Source organism: Streptomyces sp. NBC_00080, from assembly GCF_045041255.1.
GTDB classification, from domain to species: domain Bacteria; phylum Actinomycetota; class Actinomycetes; order Streptomycetales; family Streptomycetaceae; genus Streptomyces; species Streptomyces coriariae.
In genome coordinates this window covers 6,887,405-6,905,469 of the sequence record NZ_CP108235.1, presented here as the reverse complement: position 1 = coordinate 6,905,469, position 18,065 = coordinate 6,887,405, and the positions used below count along the sequence as shown (strand labels likewise).

Genomic DNA, 18,065 nt, shown 5'->3' with positions numbered 1-18,065 from the left:
TCAATGCGGCATGTATGGCGGCTGCGGGCCTGCTGTGGTCTGTCGCGCGGTTCCCCGCGCCCCTGGGGTGCCGGCCTCACCGGCGCTTTACCGTTGCGGTGTGTCCTACTTCGACGCCGCTTCCGCCGCTCCCCTGCATCCCGTGGCCCGCCAGGCCCTGTTGGCCTCGCTCGACGAGGGGTGGGCCGATCCCGCCCGGCTGTACCGAGAGGGGAGGCGGGCGCGGATGCTGCTGGACGCCGCCCGGGAGGCGGCCGCCGAGGCGGTGGGCTGCCGGCCCGACGAACTGGTCTTCACCGCTTCCGGAACGCGGGCCGTGCACACCGGGATCGCGGGCGCGCTGGCCGGGCGCCGACGGGTCGGACGTCACCTGATCGTGTCAGCCGTCGAACACTCCTCGGTACTCCATTCGGCAGAGGCGTTCGAGGCGGGGGGCGGGGCGGTGACCCGGGTCCCGGTGGTCAGGACCGGTGCCGTCTCCGTCGAGTCGTACGGCGACGCCCTGCGGTCCGACACCGCGCTGGCCTGTCTGCAGTCGGCCAACCACGAGGTGGGGACCGAGCAGCCGGTGGCGGCCGTGGCCGGGCTGTGCCGGGAGGCGGGGGTGCCGCTGCTGGTGGACGCGGCGCAGTCGCTCGGCTGGGGGCCGGTGGAGGGGCCCTGGTCGCTGCTGGCGGCGAGCGCGCACAAGTGGGGCGGGCCGTCCGGGGTGGGGCTTCTCGCGGTGCGCAAGGGGGTGCGGTTCGCCGTCCAAGGGCCGGTGGACGAGCGCGAGTCGGGGCGAGCGGCCGGGTTCGAGGACATTCCGGCGATCGTGGCCGCGGCGGCCTCGCTGCGGGCGGTGCGGGCGGAGGCGGCCGCCGAGGCGGTACGGCTGCGGGAGCTGACGGCGCGGATCCGGGCGCGGGTGGCGGCTGCCGTACCGGACGTGGAGGTCGTCGGGGACCCGCTGCGGCGGTTGCCGGGGATCGTCACCTTCTCCTGCCTGTACGTCGACGGGGAGGCGCTGCTGCACGAGTTGGACCGGGAGGGGTTCTCCGTCTCCTCCGGGTCGTCCTGCACCAGCAGCACGCTGACGCCCAGCCATGTGCTGAAGGCGATGGGGGTGCTGAGTGAGGGAAACGTGCGGGTTTCGTTGCCGACGGGAGTCGCCGAGGAGGACGTCGAGCGGTTCCTCGCCGTGCTGCCGGGGGCGGTGGCGGGGGTGCGGGAGAAGCTCGGGGCGCCCGTTGCGCCGACCGGTGCCGCCGTACGGGGCGAGGAGCTCGTCGTGGACGCCCTGGGCAAGCGGTGTCCGATTCCCGTCATCGAGCTGGCGAAGGTCATCGGGGAGGTGCCGGTCGGCGGCACGGTGCGGGTGCTGTCCGACGACGAGGCGGCCCGTCTGGACATCCCCGCCTGGTGCGAGATGCGGGAGCAGGAGTACGTCGGTGAGGAGCCGGCGGACCGTGGCTCGGCCTATGTGGTCCGCCGGCTGTCCTGAGTCAGGCCAGGTGCTTGCGGACCTCGGTGGCGGCCTCGTCGCCGTAGGCCTTGGTGAAGCGGTCCATGAAGTGGGCGCGGCGCAGCTGGTACTCCTGGGTGCCGACCGTCTCGATCACGAGGGTGGCGAGCATGCAGCCGATCTGCGCGGCGCGCTCGTGGGAGACGCCCCAGGCCAGGCCGGAGAGGAAGCCGGCACGGAAGGCGTCACCGACGCCCGTGGGCTCGACCTTGGCCTCCTCCTCCGGGCAGCCGACCTCGATCGGGTCCTCGCCGGCCCGCTCGATACGGACGCCGCGCGAGCCGAGGGTGGTGACGCGGTGGCCGACCTTCGAGAGGATCTCGGCGTCCGTCCAGCCCGTCTTGGACTCGATGAGGCCCTTCTCGTACTCGTTGGAGAACAGGTACGTCGCGCCCTCCAGCAGTATCCGGATCTCGTCGCCGTTCATACGGGCGATCTGCTGGGAGAAGTCGGCCGCGAAGGGGATCGAGCGGGTGCGGCACTCCTCGGTGTGCCGCAGCATCGCCTCCGGGTCGTCGGCGCCGATCAGGACCAGATCCAGGCCGCCCACCCGGTCGGCGACGGTCTGCAGCTCGATGAGGCGGGCCTCGCTCATCGCGCCGGTGTAGAAGGAGCCGATCTGGTTGTGGTCGGCGTCGGTGGTGCACACGAAGCGGGCGGTGTGCAGGGTCTCGGAGATACGGACCGACCCGGTGTCGACGCCGTGCCGGTCGAGCCAGGCCCGGTACTCGTCGAAGTCCGCGCCCGCGGCGCCGACCAGGATCGGGTCGGTCCCCAGCTGCCCCATGCCGAAGGCGATGTTCGCGCCCACGCCGCCCCGGCGCACGTCCAGGTTGTCGACCAGGAAGGAGAGCGAGACCGTGTGCAGCTGGTCCGCGACGAGCTGGTCGGCGAAGCGGCCGGGGAACGTCATGAGGTGGTCGGTGGCGATGGAGCCGGTGACTGCGATGCGCACGGCGTGGACTCTCCTGAGGGGAGGGGGATTGACAGTTCACGCTACCCGGTCGACCCGCGCCACTGAAGCATCCGAAACTACCCGATAGTAGATCTTTCTTCGCGGCCTCCGGCGTGCATACGGTTCGGCTATGACGAACCTCAAGGTCCACGCCCCCGCTCCGGCCGATCTCGACGGCGACCTGGCGTCGCTGCGCGGTGACGGCGCCCGGATGGCTCGGCACTGGGCCGCCCCGGAGAAGATCACTTCCCGTCCGGTCTCCCCGTCACTCATCCTCGGCGTGATCGTTCCGGCGACGTCGGCGCGGCTCCTGGAGGCGATGCCGGACTACGGCAACTAGGGGCAAACCCTCGATTTCCTTCGGAACGGAGCTCGGGAGGGAACCGTGCGCTCCCCCGTCGCGTCCCATCGCCGTCCCACGTAAAGGGGATGTGGGGTACGCCAGCAGGGCAGCCGAAGGAGCGATGCGGTGAACACCGAGCGACCCGAGAACGACGACGCCGCGCGCGAGCCGGAGGAGACGGGTTCGGAGACGGCCGAGGCCGAGGTCCGGGAGACCGAGGTCGAGGAGGCGCGGGCCGAGGACGCGCCGAGCACGGAGGCCGGCGTTCCGGACGAGGAGGCAGGCCCTGCCGACGCTCCCGTCGGCTCCGATGCCGGGGCTCCCGCCGTCGCCGAGGCCGACACCACCGCGGACACCGACACCGCGGACGCCGGTGAGCGGGCCGCCGCGTCCGGGGTCGGCGCCGGGGTCGGGGCCGAGATCGGTGAGGTGCCGGGCGATTGCGGTTCCGGCGCGGACGAGGGGCCGGACGAGCACGTCGTCGGGCCGGTGGCCGACGACGCGCCCCCGGCCGGCCCGCGCCGCCGCTCCCCCGTTCTCATCGCCTCCGTCGCGGCCGCCGTGCTGCTGGTGGGCGGGGGCGGGGCCTATCTGACCTCCAGTACGGTCGGCGGCTCCGGTGGGAGTGCCGGCGCCGGTTCACCGTCCGGTGACGGCACGCCGGCGGCGCTCCTCCTGGACGGCTACTCCACGGGTACGGGTACCCCCGAGGGCGGTACGAGCGGCATCGCGCCCGGTGAGCCGAACCCCTACGGGGTGACCTACAAGGCCGCCGGCACCCTTCCCGACGGCCCCGGCTCCGCGCCCGTGTACTGGGCGAAGGGCGAGGTCACGAAGGACGAGGTGGCCCGGCTGGCGAAGGCGCTGGGGGCCGAGGGGACGCCGGTCGTCGACGGCGAGGCGTGGAAGGTCGGCGCCGGGAACGACGGCTCCGGTCCGGTGCTGCGGGTGAACCGGCAGGCGCCGGGGATGTGGACGTTCACCCGGTACGCGCCCGGCACCGACAACTGCACGGTCGGCAGCGACAAGTGCACGGTGACCCCCCTGGCCGGATCCGGCGCCCCGGTGAGCGAGGCGGCCGCGAAGAAGGCGGCGGCACCGGTTCTCGAGGCGGTCGGGCAGGACGGCGCCCGGGTGGACGCGAGTCAGGTCATGGGGAGCCAGCGGGTGGTGAACGCCGACCCGGTGTTCGGCGAGCTGCCCACCTACGGCTGGACGACCGGGATCAGCGTCGACGCCCAGGGCGCGGTGGTCGCCGGGAACGGGCAGCTGGAACCGCCCGTGAAGGGCGACACGTACCCCGTGCTGAGCGCGCGGGAGGCGCTGGACGCGTTGAACGCGGCACCGGGGACGGACCACCGGATGGGCATCGGCGGCTGCGCCAGTCCGGTGCCGCTGAAGGACCGGCTGGAGAGTCCGTGCGGTGCGTCCACGGCGGCCCCCCGGGCGCAGACGGCGACGGTCGAGGACGCGGTGCTCGGGCTGGCCCCGCACGCCTCGGGCGGACGGCAGGTGCTCGTACCGTCCTGGCTGTTCGACGTGCAGGCCGCGGGGGTCGCGGGCGGCTACACGGTGACGCAGCCGGCCGTGGAGCCGGCGTATCTGAAGTCCGCCGCGACGCCGGCGCCGTCGCCGACCGCATCGTCGGGGACGCGGGACGTGCAGGTGGACGGCTACACCGCCGAGGGCGACGATCTGGTCGTGAGCTTCACCGGCGGGGTCTGCGGCGACTACAAGGCCACGGCGACCGAGAGCGGTGACGAGGTGAAGGTCACCGTGACCGAGACGCCGTGGAAGGACAAGGTCTGCATCCTGATCGCCAAGGAGTACCACCAGATCGTGCACCTGGACGAGTCGCTGGGCAGCCGGAAGGTCGTCGGGTCGGACGGCGCGGCGATCCCGCTGGAGAAGCCGGGCGCCCGGCTGCCGCAGGTCCGGTAACGCCCGGCAGCGGTTCGCGCGGCGCGAACGCGAAGGCGACGGCCCCGTTGGAGGGGGCCGCCGCCTTCATGCCGTTCAGTGAGGCGAACGGGCGACCTAGCTGAAGGAGTCGCCGCAGGCGCAGGAGCCCGTCGCGTTCGGGTTGTCGATCGTGAAGCCCTGCTTCTCGATGGTGTCGACGAAGTCGATGGAGGCGCCGCCCAGGTACGGGGCGCTCATCCGGTCGGTGACGACCTTGACGCCGTCGAAGTCCTTCACCACGTCACCGTCGAGCGAGCGCTCGTCGAAGAAGAGCTGGTAGCGCAGGCCGGAGCAGCCGCCGGGCTGAACGGCGACGCGCAGTGCCAGGTCCTCGCGGCCTTCCTGGTCGAGCAGGGCCTTGACCTTCGCCGCGGCGGCGTCGGACAGGAGGATGCCGTCGCTGACAGTGGTCTTCTCGTCCGATACGGACATCTACATCTCTCCCGGGTTGTACGGAGACTGCTTGCCGACGTTTCCAACCGTCGGGGCCGCGGATTCATTCCGCGCCGAGGAGTCGTGTTTCCACTTCTTTCCTCTTCTTGCCTTTCATGCTCGCACACGTGCGATGCGGCGGACAGCGCCCTTCGGAGCGGCGCCGGCCGGGGCGCGGGATTCACGTCACATCGACGCGATGACCATCGTCAAAGTGACGTGAAGCGGGTTATGATAGATAACGTCAGATCGACGAAAAGTAGAAAGGGTGCGTGCCGTGACCACCGCCCAGACCACGGAGCTCGACGTACAGCCGACTCCGCTCGCCCTGTTGCTGCTCGGCCGTGAGGCGGACCCGAAGAGCGAGCGGGGCGTCGAGTGCCCCGGCGACCTGCCCTCGCCCTCGGACCCGGACCTGGTCGAGCGGGCCCGCGCCGCCAAGGAGAAGCTCGGTGACAAGGTCTTCGTGCTCGGCCACCACTACCAGCGCGACGAGGTCATCCAGTTCGCCGACGTCACGGGCGACTCCTTCAAGCTGGCCAAGGACGCGGCCGCCCGCCCGGAGGCCGAGTACATCGTGTTCTGCGGTGTGCACTTCATGGCCGAGTCCGCGGACATTCTGACGTCCGACGACCAGAAGGTGGTCCTCCCCGACCTCGCCGCCGGGTGCTCGATGGCCGACATGGCCACCGCCGAGCAGGTCGCCGAGTGCTGGGACGTGCTGACCGAAGCCGGCATAGCCGAGCAGGTCGTGCCCGTCTCGTACATGAACTCGTCCGCGGACATCAAGGCGTTCACGGGCAAGCACGGCGGCACGATCTGCACCTCCTCCAACGCCCAGCGGGCTCTGGAGTGGGCCTTCGAGCAGGGCGAGAAGATCCTCTTCCTGCCGGACCAGCACCTGGGCCGCAACACCGCCGTACGTGACCTGGGCCTGTCCCTCGAGGACTGCGTCCTGTACAACCCGCACAAGCCCAACGGCGGGCTGACCGCCGAGCAGCTGCGCGACGCGAAGATGATCCTGTGGCGGGGCCACTGCTCGGTGCACGGCCGCTTCAGCCTGGAGTCGGTCGAGGACGTCCGCGCCCGGATCCCCGGCGTGAACGTGCTCGTGCACCCCGAGTGCCGGCACGAGGTCGTGGCCGCGGCGGACTACGTCGGCTCGACCGAGTACATCATCAAGGCGCTGGAGGCGGCCCCGGCCGGCTCGAAGTGGGCCATCGGCACGGAACTGAACCTGGTGCGCCGGCTGGCGAACCGCTTCGCGCCCGAGGGCAAGGAGATCGTCTTCCTCGACAAGACGGTCTGCTTCTGCTCGACGATGAACCGGATCGACCTCCCCCACCTGGTCTGGACCCTGGAGTCCCTCGCCGAGGGCAAGCTGGTCAACCGGATCCAGGTCGACCAGGAGACCGAGGCGTTCGCGAAGCTGGCGCTGGAGCGGATGCTGGCACTGCCGTAGCGGGGCCGACGTCGGCCCGGATCACCCCGACACCGGCTTCCGGTCGGGGTGGGCCGGGTCCAGCGTGAAGACCGTCCCGTCGGGGGCGAGCACCACCAGGGCGCCCTCGTCGCGGAACACCCGCGCCGTGTGGAAACTCGTCGGGAAGACCTGCTCGGCCCGCGCCGGGGACTCCCACAGCAGCCGGCCCGTCGCCGTGTCGAGCGCGGCCACCCGCCCGGAGGCGCTGGCCGCGAACAGGGTGCGGCCCCGCGCGTCGGGAACGGGCCTGCCGGGCTGCTGAAGAGTGGTCGAGGTGGCCCACAGCCGCTTGCCCGTCCCGGGCTCGTGCGCGGTCACCAGGCCGCTGGAGGCGGCGAAGCAGAGCACGCCGCCGATCAGCGCGGCCTGGCCCCGTGGGCTGCTCGGCAGCTTCTTCCGCCGTACGGCCCCCGTGTCCGGGTCGATCAACAGGACGTCGGTGTACGTCGAGTCCCCGGACATCGGCTCGCCCCGTCCGCCGAACGCCAGGAAGACCAGATCGCCGTCGAGGTCACCGACATGCTCGAGGTCGCCGTCCGGCACGCTCACCTCCCGGGTCGTGCCGTCGGCCGGGTCCACGGCGTAGAACACGGTGCGCGACGGTGAGCCCGCGTCGCCGCAGCCCGCGTACGGGAGGCCGCCGATGTCGTGGAACTCACAGGAATAGGTCGGCCCTGCGGGCAGGTCCGTGGTCCAGCGCGCGGTTCCGTCGCGCGGGTCGCGGGCCGTCACGCGCTTGCCGTCCGGGGTCAGCAGCAGATCACCGACTACGGCGGGCTGGACGGCCCGGCTGTCCATGGGGCGCGACCAGAGCCGCTCACCGGTGCCGGAGTCGAGGGCCACGACCTTGATCACCGTGTCGTCGCCGGTGCTGCTCACGACCGACTGTCTGACCAGCAGCACACCGTCGTGCTCCCCGAGGACCGTGCTGTCGTACTCCTCCCGTGGCACTCCCGAGGGCACGGAATCCGCGCGCCAGGCGAGCCGGCCGGTGGTCCCGTCGACGCGGACGGGGAGGACACCGTTGCCCCCGCAGTACAGGGCGCCCTCGCCCGTCGCGCAGGACAGCGTGGTGCCGTAGGAACTTCCGTCGCCGTTCATCGGCTGGGTCACGCCGGAGAGCGCGGACCCGTAGACCGAGGTCCGCCACGGCTTCCAGTCGGCGGGCAGCGGATCCCAGCGGGAGGTCCTCGGGGCAGTGCCGTCGGACGCCGCGCTCGCGTCCCCGCGCCGGAACGGGTCGAACAGGAAGTAGCCGGTGACCGCCACGGCCAGGACACCCGCCACTCCCGCCAGGACCGGCCACCGGCGCAGCCGGGAGCGCCGGCCCGTGACGGGCGCGGCGACGGCGGGTTCCGGCTCCTCGTCCGCCGCGGTCGGGGGCGGCACACGCAGGGTCACCGTCTCCCTGTCACCCGCCGCCGGTTCGGGCAGCGCCTGCGCGAACTCCCCGGCCAGCTCGTCGAGTCCGGGCCGGTCACCGGCGTCCTTGGCCAGGCAGCGGGTCATGATCGCGCGCAGCGGTTCGGCGACCGCGTCCACCTTCGGTTCCTCGTGCATCACCCGCCACGCCGTCAGATAGGGGCTGTCGGCGTCGAAGGGGCCGCAGCCGGTCGCGGCGAAGACCAGCAGCGCGCCGAGGGAGAAGACGTCCGAGGCGGGGCCGACCGACCGGGCGTCCTTGAACTGCTCCGGGGACATGAACGGCGGGGTGCCGATGGCGTGGCCGGTCTCGGTGAGGGTCTGGTTCTCGGTGGCCCGGGAGATGCCGAAGTCGATGACCCGGGGGCCGTCCTGCGCCATCAGGACGTTGGAGGGCTTGAGGTCGCGGTGGACCACCCCGGCCCGGTGGATGTCCCGCAGCGCCTCCACCAGGCCCAGGGCCAGCCGTCGCAGCTCCGCGCCCTTCAGCGGGCCGGCGCCCCGGATCCGGGCGGAGAGCGTCGGTCCGGGCACGTACTGGGTGGCCATCCAGGGCCGCTCGGCCTCCGGGTCGGCGTCCACGACCGGCGCGGTGAAGGCACCGCTCACCTTGCGGACGGCGTCGATCTCCTGCCGGAAGCGGGCCCGGAAGACCTTGTCCTCCGCGTACTGGGCGTGCACCACCTTGACGGCGACCTCACGCCCCGAACGGGACCGGCCCAGGTAGACGACGCCCATGCCACCGGATCCGATCCGGTCCACGATCCGGTACCCGCCGAGCGCCTTCGGGTCGTCCTTGTGCAGCGCCAACGCCCCGGTCCCCTTCCCCCGCCGAGCAGTTCGAGTTCACAGGATAGGGAACCCGTACGGGGGAAGGGCACCGGCGCCGCGGTGTCAGACCCCGGCAGGTTCCGGGGTCTTCTCGGGCTGCGCCGGCTGTCGCTTCGCGGCACGCTTCTTCGCCCGGCGCTCCTTGCGGAGTTCGAGCATCGCGTACAGCGTCGGGACGAGCGGCAGGGTGAGCAGGGTCGAGGTGATCAGACCGCCGATCACGACGTGGCCTCTTCACCCTGGGCCATACCGGTACGGCGATCCGTACGCTCCAGGTCCATTTGCTTATCCCGCGCCCACTCCGGGCGCAGTACGCAAAGGCCGGGCTCACTCCGCCCTCGGACGTACCAGCCCCGACTCGTACGCGATCACCACGAGCTGGGCCCGGTCGCGCGCGCCCAGCTTGGCCATGGCCCGGTTGACGTGCGTCTTCACGGTGAGCGGGCTGACCTCGAGGCGCTCGGCGATCTCGTCGTTGGAGTGGCCTCCGGCGACCTGCACGAGGACCTCACGCTCGCGCACGGTGAGTGCGTCCAGCCGGGCGGAGCGGGCCGGGTCGTGGTCGTCGTCCAGCGCGCCGCCCTGGGCCAGGAAGCGGGCGATCAGGCCCTTGGTGGCGGTCGGCGAGAGCAGGGCCTCCCCGCCGGCGGCGACCCGTATCGCGCTCAGCAGTTCCTCCGGCTCACTGCCCTTGCCGAGGAACCCGGAGGCGCCGGCCCGCAGCGACTGCACCACGTAGTCGTCGACCTCGAACGTCGTCAGGATGACCACCCTGACGTGCGCGAGGGACGGATCGGCGCTGATCAGCCGGGTCGCGGCGAGTCCGTCCGTCCCGGGCATGCGGATGTCCATCAGGACGACGTCGGCGCGCTGCTCCCTGGCCAGCCGGACGGCCTCGGCGCCGTCGGACGCCTCGCCGACCACCTCCATGTCGGACTCCGAGTCGACGAGCACGCGGAACGCGCTGCGCAGCAGCGCCTGATCGTCGGCGAGCAGGACACGGATGGTCATGCGTTCTCCCCCGTGGTGGCCGTGCGGGTCTTGACCGGCAGGATCGCATGGACGCGGAAGCCGCCTCCGTAGCGGGGACCGGTGGTGAGGGTGCCGCGCAGGGCGGTGACGCGCTCGCGCATGCCGAGCAGGCCGTGGCCGCCGCCGGCCGCCGGGGGTCCGCCGTCCGCGGGACGCCCGTCGTCGAGGACCGTGACCTCGATGTTCGGTCCCACGCGTACGACGCTGACCTCGGCCTTCGCCTCGGATCCCGCGTGCTTCTGGACGTTGGTGAGGGCTTCCTGGATGACCCGGTAGGCGGCCAGATCGACGGCGGCCGGGAGCTTGGTCCCGTGGTCGGTGCGGGCCACCTCGACCTGGAGGCCGGCGCTGCGGAAGGTGCCGGCCAGTTCGTCGAGCCGGTCCAGGCCGGGTGCGGGCTCGGTGGGGGCCTCGGGGTCGCCGGACTGGCGCAGCAGCCCGACGGTGGCCCGCAGTTCGTTGAGCGCGGAGCGGCTGGCCTCGCGGACGTGGGCGAGGGCCTCCTTGGCCTGGTCGGGCCGCTTGTCCATGACATGTGCGGCGACTCCGGCCTGGACGTTGACCAGGGCGATGTGGTGGGCGACGACGTCGTGCAGGTCGCGGGCGATGCGCAGGCGCTCCTCGGCGACCCGGCGGCGGGCCTCCTCCTCCCGAGTGCGCTCCGCGCGCTCGGCGCGGTCCCGGATGGCCTGGACGACGGCCCGGCGGCTGCGGACCGCGTCACCCGCGGTGGCGCCGATGCCGGTCCAGGCGAGGATCCCCAGGTTCTCCTGGGCGTACCAGGGCAGCGGTCCGGCGAGCATGGCCGCGCCGGTGAGGATCGTCATGGTGAGCAGACCGGCGCGCACCGTGGTGGCTCGGTCGGTGGAGGCGGCGACGGTGAACAGGGCGATCACGGCGGACATGGCGACGGGGGCCCGGGGATCGCCGGTGACGGACTCGATCACGGAGGCGGCGCCGGTGAGGGCGAGGACCGTCATGGGGGCGCTGCGGCGGAAGACCAGGGCGACGGCGGAGAGGGTCATCAGCAGCAGGCTGAGCGGGTCCGGGCTGCGGATGCGCCAGCTGACGCCGTGCCCTCCGTGCGGGTCGACGAAGGAGCCGGCCAGCATGCAGAGCAGCACGCCTGCGGCCAGGCCCGCGTCCAGGGCGAGGGGGTGTGCCTTGAGCCGGCACTCGGCCCGGGAAAGGAGGGTCACTTTTTAGTTGCCGTCGCTTTCCTCGCCGTAGCTGGGGGCTGCCGCCCCCAGACCCCGTTGTCGGCCCCGCACGGGCCTCGTCCTCGATCGCCGGACGGGCTGGAAGCCGTGACCGGCGCTGAGAGGTCGCCGCCCTCAGCCCGGGATCAGGCCGTCGTCGCTGAGCATCTCGCGGACCTCTTCCAGGCTCGCGTCCGGGGCCGGGAGGATCAGTTCCGAGGGTTCCAGGGCGTCGTCCGGGAGGGGGTCGCCGAGGCGGCGGACGGCGTCCAGGAGGGCGCCGAGGGTGCGGTGGAAGCCGTCCTCGTCGCCGCTCTCCATCTCCGCGAGCAGTTCGTCGTCCAGCGTGTTCAGTTCGACGAGATGGGAGTCGGCCAGTCGCCACTGGCCCTCCCCCATGATCCGTACGATCATGTCGCCCTCCTCGGCTCCGGTCCCCGGCGCAGGGCTACTGCTTGTCGAAGCGCGGGGTGTCCTGCGGCTGCTGCTGGGACTGCGGCTGGCTCGTGCCACCTTCGATGGCCTGCTGGCCGGCCGAGCTGCCCCCGGCGAGCTCGGCCTTCATGCGCTGCAGTTCCAGCTCTACATCCGTACCACCGGAGAGCCGGTCCAGCTCGGCCTGGAGGTCGTCCTTCGCGATGCCCGTCGGGTCGTCCAGGGCGCCGGACGCCATGAGCTCGTCGAGGGCGCCCGCACGGGCCTGGAGCTGGGCGGTCTTGTCCTCGGCGCGCTGGATGGCCAGGCCGACGTCGCCCATCTCCTCGGAGATGCCGGAGAATGCCTCGCCGATGCGGGTCTGGGCCTGGGCTGCGGTGTAGGTGGCCTTGATGGTCTCCTTCTTCGTACGGAAGGCGTCCACCTTGGCCTGCAGGCGCTGGGCCGCGAGGGTGAGCTTCTCCTCCTCGCCCTGGAGCGTGGAGTGCTGCGTCTCGAGGTCGGTGACCTGCTGCTGGAGCGCCGCACGGCGGGAGAGCGCCTCGCGTGCGAGGTCCTCACGGCCGAGCGCGAGGGCCTTGCGGCCCTGGTCCTCCAGCTTGGAGGACTGCGACTGCAACTGGTTCAGCTGGAGTTCCAGGCGCTTGCGCGAGGTCGCGACGTCGGCGACACCGCGGCGGACCTTCTGGAGAAGCTCCAGCTGCTTCTGATACGAGTAGTCGAGGGTTTCGCGCGGGTCCTCGGCCCGGTCAAGGGCCTTGTTCGCCTTCGCGCGGAAGATCATCCCCATACGCTTCATGACACCGCTCATGGGCTTCGCGCGCCCCCTTCTGACGTCCAGCTCCAGCTCTGCGACAGAACCCACAGTACGGGCCCTGCATCCATTGACGCACTGTTCGGGGACGGATGCGCTCATCCCCAAGGACGACTGACCAAGACCTTGCTCCGGCGTAGGGAGTAGGTGACCTTCAGGGTGAGCGATCGGTCACCCTGCGCCCCCTCTTTCCCGCTCCTGTCCCGGTCTGTCCCCTCTACAGACGACTGGTGTTGCCGGATCGTTCCCCTCCGGGCTGGGGTCCATGCTCGCGAGCGCTTACCCTTGGGTTTTGTGTTCCGTAGCCGTGCCAAGGAAGAGAAGGCCCCCGCCGACAAGGCCGTGGTGACCGACTCCATGCAGCCCCGTGACCCGCAGGCCAAGAAGGGCAGGCCCACGCCCAAGCGCAGTGAGGCCCAGTCCCAGCGCCGCAGCGTCGCCAACACCTCGACGTCCCGCAAGGACGCCGCCAAGCGGCAGCGCAGCGAGCGCCGCGCCCAGCTGGACAGGCAGCGCCAGGCGCTGGCCGGCGGGGACGAGCGGTATCTGCCGGTCCGCGACAAGGGTCCCGTGCGCAAGTTCGCGCGCGAGTTCATCGACTCCCGGTTCAACGTGGCGGAGTTCTTCCTGCCGATGGCCGTGGTCATCCTCGTGCTGAGCATGGTGCGGGTGGGCTCGCTCCAGACCATCGCACTGCTGCTGTGGCTGGTCGTGATCGTGCTGATCGTGCTGGACTCGTTCGTCACGAGCTTCCGGCTGCGCAAGCAGCTCGCCGAGCGCTTCCCCGACCAGAACCGGCGGGGCGCGGTGGCGTACGCGCTGATGCGCTCCCTCCAGATGCGTCGGCTCCGGCTGCCCAAGCCGCAGATCAAGCGCGGAGCACGGCCCTGAGCACTGCGGCTTTCTCCGGGGGGGCGGCCGAGGCCTGGTTGAACAGGCTGGGTGGGCTGCGTGATGTCGTACGACAGGAGCTGGTGGCCCGGCAGCTCGACGAGCAGATAACGGGGCGCTACCCGGTCGGGCAGCGGCTGCGGGTGCTGGACGTGGGGATGGGCCAGGGCACGCAGGCGCTGCGGCTGGCCCGGCTCGGGCACCAGGTGACCGGGCTCGAACGGGACGCGACGATGATCGCCGCGGCCCGGGAGGCCCTGTGCGGCGAGCCCGAGGGCATCCGGGAGCGGATGCGGATCATCGAGGGCGACGGCCGGGACACCGGTGTGCACTTCCTGCCCGGCAGTTTCGACGTGGTGCTCTGCCACGGCGTGCTGATGTACGTCGAGGAGCCGGACGCGCTGCTCGCGGGGCTCGCGCGGATGCTGGCCCCGGGCGGGCTGCTGTCGCTGCTCGTGCGCAACGCGGACGCGCTGGCCATGCGGCCCGGCATGTCGGGCGACTGGACGGGCGCGCTCGGTGCCTTCGACACCGTCGCCTACCGCAACCGGCTGGGGCTCGACGTACGGGCGGACCGGCTGGTGACGCTGACCGACGCGCTGGCCGGGATCGGGGCGCCGCTGCAGGCCTGGTACGGCGTGCGCGTCTTCACGGACACGGCGGCGGACGGGACGGAGATCCCGCAGGACCCGCAGCAGTGGGAGAGCCTGCTGTCCGCCGAGGAGCGGGCCGGGCGGACCGACCCCTACCGGCAGGTGGCGGCGCTGCTGCATCTGTGCGGGGTGCGTGGCTGAGCCGGACCGGCGTTCTTCACTCGTCCGGGTGAGCGGTGGCCGGGGTGGCCGTGCGGCGACCACCCCGACGCAGGGCTACGCCTCGTTCGCGTGCAGGCTCATCGGGCCGTAGATCTCCGCGGAGTCCTCGAAGAGCCGCACCTGGTCCGCGCCGCCTTCGAGGAGGTCCTTCCACACTTCCCCGATCCAGGACTCGGCGTCCCCCTGCGTGGTGAACTCCTCGGGCTGTACCGCTGGTTGGACCTCCGTCCCGTCGGCCTTCTCGAACCGCCACGTCCATGCCGCCATGTACGCCTCCCAGCTGTGACCACGTGCAGAGCAGAAGCCGGATCTTGGTCCGGCTTCTGCTGTGCAGCCTAGTCGGATGCGCAAGAGCTGGTCAGACGCGCGAAAATCAGCTCCGTGGAAGTCACTCTGCTCGGTACCGGTGCCCCCGCGGGCCTGCCCCGCCCCGACTGCTCCTGCGCCGTGTGCGCGACCTCGCTCGGGGCTGACGCGCGCGCGGCGACCGCGCTGCTCGTCGACGGGGCCCTGTTGCTCGATCTGACGCCGGGTGCGGCGTTCGCGGCCGCGCGGGCCGGGCATTCGCTGGGCGGGGTGCGGCAGGTGCTGCTGACGCATCCGCACGACGGGCCCCCGGTGGAGGTGCCGGCCGGGCTGCCGCAGCCCGGCCGGGTGCCGGACTGGCGTGAGTCGCCGCTGGTGACGGGTCATCGGGTGCGGGCGGTGGCGATGGACGCGCCCGGCACCGGGTACGCGGTGGCCGGCCCGGACGGGCAGCGGCTGCTGTATCTGCCGCCCGGCGGCGCGCCGGCCGGCCTGGAGGAGGGGTCGGAGGCCGCCGAGCCGTACGACATGGTCCTGGCGGATCTGGTGGGGCGCCCGGACGCGCTGGCGAAGCTGCGGGCGGTGGGCGCGGTGGGGCCGGCCACCGACGTGGTCGCCGTCCACCTCGACCATGACGTGCCGCCGGGCGCGGAGTTGCGGCGGCGGCTCGCGGCGGCCGGGGCGCGGGCGGTGCCGGACGGCTCGACGTTGACCGTGGGGGTGTACGAGGACGTGCCGGACGTGTCGCGGCGGACGCTGGTGCTGGGCGGGGCCCGGTCGGGGAAGTCGGTGGAGGCGGAACGGCGGCTGGAGTCCTTCCCGGACGTCCTGTACGTCGCCACCGGCGGGACCCGGGGCGGCGACACCGAGTGGGCGTCCCGGGTCGCCACGCACCGCGACCGGCGGCCGGGGTCGTGGCGGACGGTGGAGACCTGCGACCTCGTGCCGCTGCTGGCACAGGACGGCGCCCCGCTGCTGATCGACTGTCTGTCGCTGTGGCTGACGGACGTCATGGACTCCGTCGGGGCGTGGGACGACGCGCAGTGGGCGGACGGCGGCGAACGGGCGCTGCGCGCGCGGGTGGTGGAACTCGCGCAGGCGGTGCGCTCGGCCCGGCGGACCGTCGTCCTGGTCTCCAACGAGGTGGGGTCGGGGATCGTGCCGGCCACGGCGTCGGGCCGGCGGTACCGGGACGAGCTGGGGCGGCTGAACGCGGCCGTCGCCGCCGAGTGCGAGGAGGTGGTCCTGGTGGTGGCGGGCCAGGCACTGGTGTTGCGGGGACCGGTGCCCGGCGCCTGACGGTCAGTTCCTGCGCGCGATGACCTGGTAGGCGTTCGAGAAGCGCGTGCGCCGCAGGGCCGGGGCCAGCAGGTGGTCGAGTACGGCGGCCAGGGCGGTCAGCGGCCCGGCCGTCCGGCGCAGCCGGCTCCTGTTCAGGTAGAGCGAGGCGGCCGTCGACAGGTCGTGCGGGGTGTGCGGGGTGCGGTGGTCCGTCACGACGATCTCGCAGCCCTGGGCCTCGAGTTCGGCCCGGAGGTTGGCGGGCGGGATCAGGTGGAGGTGGCGGGGCTGGTCGTAGGAGTGCCACCACTTGCCCAGCACGGCCGCGGACGCGCTGGCCGGGTCCGGGAGCTGGACGAGGAGGTGGCCGCCCGGCCGCAGGGCCGTCAGCGCCGCCGCGAGCTCCCGCCTCGGGTCCCGGGTGTGTTCCAGGTGGTGGAGCATGCTGACCACGTCGTAGCGGCCGCGCAGGCGGGACAGGACCTCCGGTGCCGTCAGCGGGCCCCGGTGTGCCTCGTCGATCCGGCCCGCGGCTCTCGCCCGCTCCACCCTCGGGGTCGGGTCCACCCCGTCGAACGCCGTGTAGGTGAACAGCTCCCTCGCCGCCGCCGGGAAGAACGCGTCCCCCGTGCCCACGTCCAGCCAGCTCTCCGGCTCGGGGAAGGGAAGCATCGCCCGTGCCGTCGCCCTGAGGTGCCCGCGGTCGGACCGTTGCTCACCCTCGGCGCCGTACAGCGCCAGCCCCTCGGGCGTCAGGCGGGGGTTCTGGAAGGCGTGCGCGCAGTCCCGGCACTCGTCGACCACGAAGGTGCCCGGCCGGCGGTGGCGCAGGTCGGGTGCGCGCAGCCGGGTGCGCAGGCGCTTCGAGCCGCACCAGGGGCAGTCGTCGCGGCGCGGCTCGTGGACGGGCCTGGGGGGCATGAGCGGCTCCGGGGATGACATCGAGAGCGAACGACAATTAGCGGCAAAACGGAACGTATGGGATACCGATCTTGGGCGCAATGACGTCACGCGGGTGTGGTGGCGATGTGGCGCGGAACTGTTCGATCGGTGCCGGTACTGTTCGGCGAATGAGCTCGCTTAATCTCGACGACTTCACCGATCTGATCGAGCGCCCCGACGGTGGGGTGCGCCGCGACGCGGAGGCGCGCCGGGAACGTCAGATCGTGCCGCCCGGATCGCTGGGGCGCCTGGACGACCTGGGTGAGTGGCTGGCGGCGGCGCAGGGCTCGTCGCCGGTGCGGCCGGTCGAGCGGCCGCGGGTGGTGCTGTTCGCCGGCGACCACGGCATCGCCGAGCTCGGCGTCTCCGCCCGACCGGCGGGCAGCGCCTCGGAGTTGGTGCGCGAGGTCATCGAGGGCGGCCGTCCGGTCTCCGTGCTCGCCCGCCGGCTCGGCGTGCCCGTGCGCGTCGTGGACATGGCACTGGACTGCGATCCGGACCTGTTCCCCGAGGACGTCGTACGGCACCGGGTGCGGCGCGGCAGCGGCCGTATCGACATCGAGGACGCGCTCACGCCGGAGGAGGCCGAGGCGGCCTTCCGGGCGGGCGTGGCCGTCGCGGACGAGGAGGCCGACTCCGGTACGGACCTGGTCGTGCTCGGCGACATCAGCGTCGGCGGGACGACGGCCGCGGGTGCGCTGGTGGCCGCGCTGTGCGGGACCGACGCCTCCGTGGTGACCGGGCGCGGCGGCGAGGCGATCGACGACCTGGCGTGGATGCGCAAGTGTGCGGCGGTCCGGGACGCGCTCAGGCGGGCGCGGCCGGTGCTCGGGGAGCAGTTGCAGCTGCTGGCGACGGTGGGCGGGGCCGATCTCGCCGCCATGACGGGTTTTCTGCTCCAGTGCGCGGTACGGAAGTTGCCCGTCGTGCTGGACGGCGTGGTGGCGGCCGCCTGCGCGCTCGTGGGCCAGCGGGTCGCGTTCCGGGCGCCGGACTGGTGGCTGGCCGCACACAAGAGCGGTGAACCGGGACAGGCGAAGGCACTCGACCGGATGGCCCTGGAACCGCTGCTGGACCAGGGCGTGAAGGTCGGCGAGGGCGCCGGGGCCCTGCTCGCGCTCCCGCTGGTGCAGGCCGCCGCCGCACTGGCGGCCGAACTCCCCGAGAAGCCCGCGGAGTCGCAGGAGCCGGAGAAGTCGGAGAAGTCGGAGGAGCCGGAGAAGTCGCAGGAGCCGGTGGAGCCGGAAGCGGCAGAGGCGTCCGCGACTTCCGTGGCATCCCAGGCACCGGAGGCATCCGGGACTTCCGTGGCATCCGTGGCACCCGAGACGTCCGCGGTCTCCGGCGAGCAGCACGGGGAGAAGAAGCGGGAAACGGAGTAGCGAAGCGGCATAAAGGGACAGGCGGCGCCAAAAGAG

18 protein-coding genes are annotated in these 18,065 nt (G+C 72.4%); 8 read left to right on the top strand and 10 right to left on the bottom strand.

The genetic code is table 11. The annotated features are described in order from the left end of the window. Positions 1–100: 100 nt before the first annotated feature. On the top strand, positions 101–1,483 hold the full coding sequence (locus OHU34_RS30685; RefSeq protein WP_142263832.1) for a cysteine desulfurase/sulfurtransferase TusA family protein: 1,383 nt from the start codon (positions 101–103) through the stop codon (positions 1,481–1,483). Between the two features lies 1 nt (position 1,484). Here the strand turns inward: OHU34_RS30685 and OHU34_RS30680 are convergent, their stop codons facing one another. After that, positions 1,485–2,459, bottom strand: coding sequence for a carbohydrate kinase family protein (locus OHU34_RS30680; RefSeq protein WP_142263833.1), 975 nt, complete (start codon positions 2,457–2,459; stop codon positions 1,485–1,487). A 130-nt stretch (positions 2,460–2,589) separates the two neighbouring features. On the opposite strand from OHU34_RS30680, the gene OHU34_RS30675 reads away from it, so the two are divergent. Together OHU34_RS30675 and OHU34_RS30670 are read left to right on the top strand one after the other, a co-directional pair. Next, positions 2,590–2,799: a hypothetical protein gene (locus OHU34_RS30675; protein ID WP_020130006.1), complete on the top strand. Its 210-nt coding sequence runs from the start codon at positions 2,590–2,592 to the stop codon at positions 2,797–2,799. A gap of 129 nt (positions 2,800–2,928) precedes the next feature. Continuing rightward, complete coding sequence (locus tag OHU34_RS30670; protein WP_405769389.1) at positions 2,929–4,743, top strand: hypothetical protein; 1,815 nt, start codon at positions 2,929–2,931, stop codon at positions 4,741–4,743. Between the two features lie 96 nt (positions 4,744–4,839). On the opposite strand, the gene OHU34_RS30665 is transcribed toward OHU34_RS30670, so the two are convergent. After that, positions 4,840–5,196, bottom strand: coding sequence for an iron-sulfur cluster assembly accessory protein (locus OHU34_RS30665; protein ID WP_015033024.1), 357 nt, complete (start codon positions 5,194–5,196; stop codon positions 4,840–4,842). A gap of 277 nt (positions 5,197–5,473) precedes the next feature. On the opposite strand from OHU34_RS30665, the gene nadA reads away from it, so the two are divergent. Further along, entirely contained in the window at positions 5,474–6,658 is a 1,185-nt protein-coding gene (nadA, locus tag OHU34_RS30660; protein WP_054243055.1) for a quinolinate synthase NadA, read from the top strand. A gap of 21 nt (positions 6,659–6,679) precedes the next feature. Here the strand turns inward: nadA and OHU34_RS30655 are convergent, their stop codons facing one another. The 6 genes from OHU34_RS30655 to OHU34_RS30630 form a co-directional block, all read right to left on the bottom strand. After that, on the bottom strand, positions 6,680–8,911 hold the full coding sequence (locus OHU34_RS30655; protein ID WP_142263836.1) for a protein kinase domain-containing protein: 2,232 nt from the start codon (positions 8,909–8,911) through the stop codon (positions 6,680–6,682). Positions 8,912–8,995: 84 nt separating this feature from the next. Continuing rightward, positions 8,996–9,154 (bottom strand): hypothetical protein, encoded by a 159-nt coding sequence (locus OHU34_RS30650; RefSeq protein ID WP_160159971.1) that lies wholly within the window; start codon positions 9,152–9,154, stop codon positions 8,996–8,998. Between the two features lie 105 nt (positions 9,155–9,259). Next, positions 9,260–9,943: a response regulator transcription factor gene (locus OHU34_RS30645; RefSeq protein ID WP_142263837.1), complete on the bottom strand. Its 684-nt coding sequence runs from the start codon at positions 9,941–9,943 to the stop codon at positions 9,260–9,262. Continuing rightward, a complete protein-coding gene (locus OHU34_RS30640) occupies positions 9,940–11,163 on the bottom strand; it encodes a sensor histidine kinase (RefSeq protein ID WP_142263838.1) in 1,224 nt (407 codons plus the stop codon). Before OHU34_RS30640 ends, OHU34_RS30645 begins: the two co-directional genes overlap by 4 nt. A gap of 135 nt (positions 11,164–11,298) precedes the next feature. Continuing rightward, positions 11,299–11,577, bottom strand: coding sequence for a PspA-associated protein PspAA (locus tag OHU34_RS30635; RefSeq protein ID WP_020130014.1), 279 nt, complete (start codon positions 11,575–11,577; stop codon positions 11,299–11,301). 34 nt (positions 11,578–11,611) lie between these two features. Further along, positions 11,612–12,388, bottom strand: coding sequence for a PspA/IM30 family protein (locus OHU34_RS30630; RefSeq protein WP_230196186.1), 777 nt, complete (start codon positions 12,386–12,388; stop codon positions 11,612–11,614). Positions 12,389–12,706: 318 nt separating this feature from the next. Here OHU34_RS30630 and OHU34_RS30625 point away from each other — a divergent pair, with 318 nt between their 5' ends. Then, on the top strand, positions 12,707–13,303 hold the full coding sequence (locus OHU34_RS30625) for a DUF3043 domain-containing protein (RefSeq protein ID WP_028806871.1): 597 nt from the start codon (positions 12,707–12,709) through the stop codon (positions 13,301–13,303). 83 nt (positions 13,304–13,386) lie between these two features. Next, positions 13,387–14,097: a bifunctional 2-polyprenyl-6-hydroxyphenol methylase/3-demethylubiquinol 3-O-methyltransferase UbiG gene (locus tag OHU34_RS30620; RefSeq protein WP_142267776.1), complete on the top strand. Its 711-nt coding sequence runs from the start codon at positions 13,387–13,389 to the stop codon at positions 14,095–14,097. A gap of 75 nt (positions 14,098–14,172) precedes the next feature. On the opposite strand, the gene OHU34_RS30615 is transcribed toward OHU34_RS30620, so the two are convergent. Next, entirely contained in the window at positions 14,173–14,385 is a 213-nt protein-coding gene (locus OHU34_RS30615; RefSeq protein WP_020130018.1) for a hypothetical protein, read from the bottom strand. 114 nt (positions 14,386–14,499) lie between these two features. On the opposite strand from OHU34_RS30615, the gene OHU34_RS30610 reads away from it, so the two are divergent. After that, positions 14,500–15,723, top strand: a complete 1,224-nt coding sequence (locus OHU34_RS30610) for a bifunctional adenosylcobinamide kinase/adenosylcobinamide-phosphate guanylyltransferase (RefSeq protein WP_230196176.1) — start codon at positions 14,500–14,502, stop codon at positions 15,721–15,723. Between the two features lie 3 nt (positions 15,724–15,726). On the opposite strand, the gene OHU34_RS30605 is transcribed toward OHU34_RS30610, so the two are convergent. Continuing rightward, positions 15,727–16,626, bottom strand: a complete 900-nt coding sequence (locus OHU34_RS30605; RefSeq protein WP_230196175.1) for a class I SAM-dependent methyltransferase — start codon at positions 16,624–16,626, stop codon at positions 15,727–15,729. 149 nt (positions 16,627–16,775) lie between these two features. Between OHU34_RS30605 and cobT the strand changes: the two genes are divergently transcribed. Then, complete coding sequence (cobT, locus tag OHU34_RS30600; protein WP_405769383.1) at positions 16,776–18,029, top strand: nicotinate-nucleotide--dimethylbenzimidazole phosphoribosyltransferase; 1,254 nt, start codon at positions 16,776–16,778, stop codon at positions 18,027–18,029. Positions 18,030–18,065: the final 36 nt, after the last annotated feature.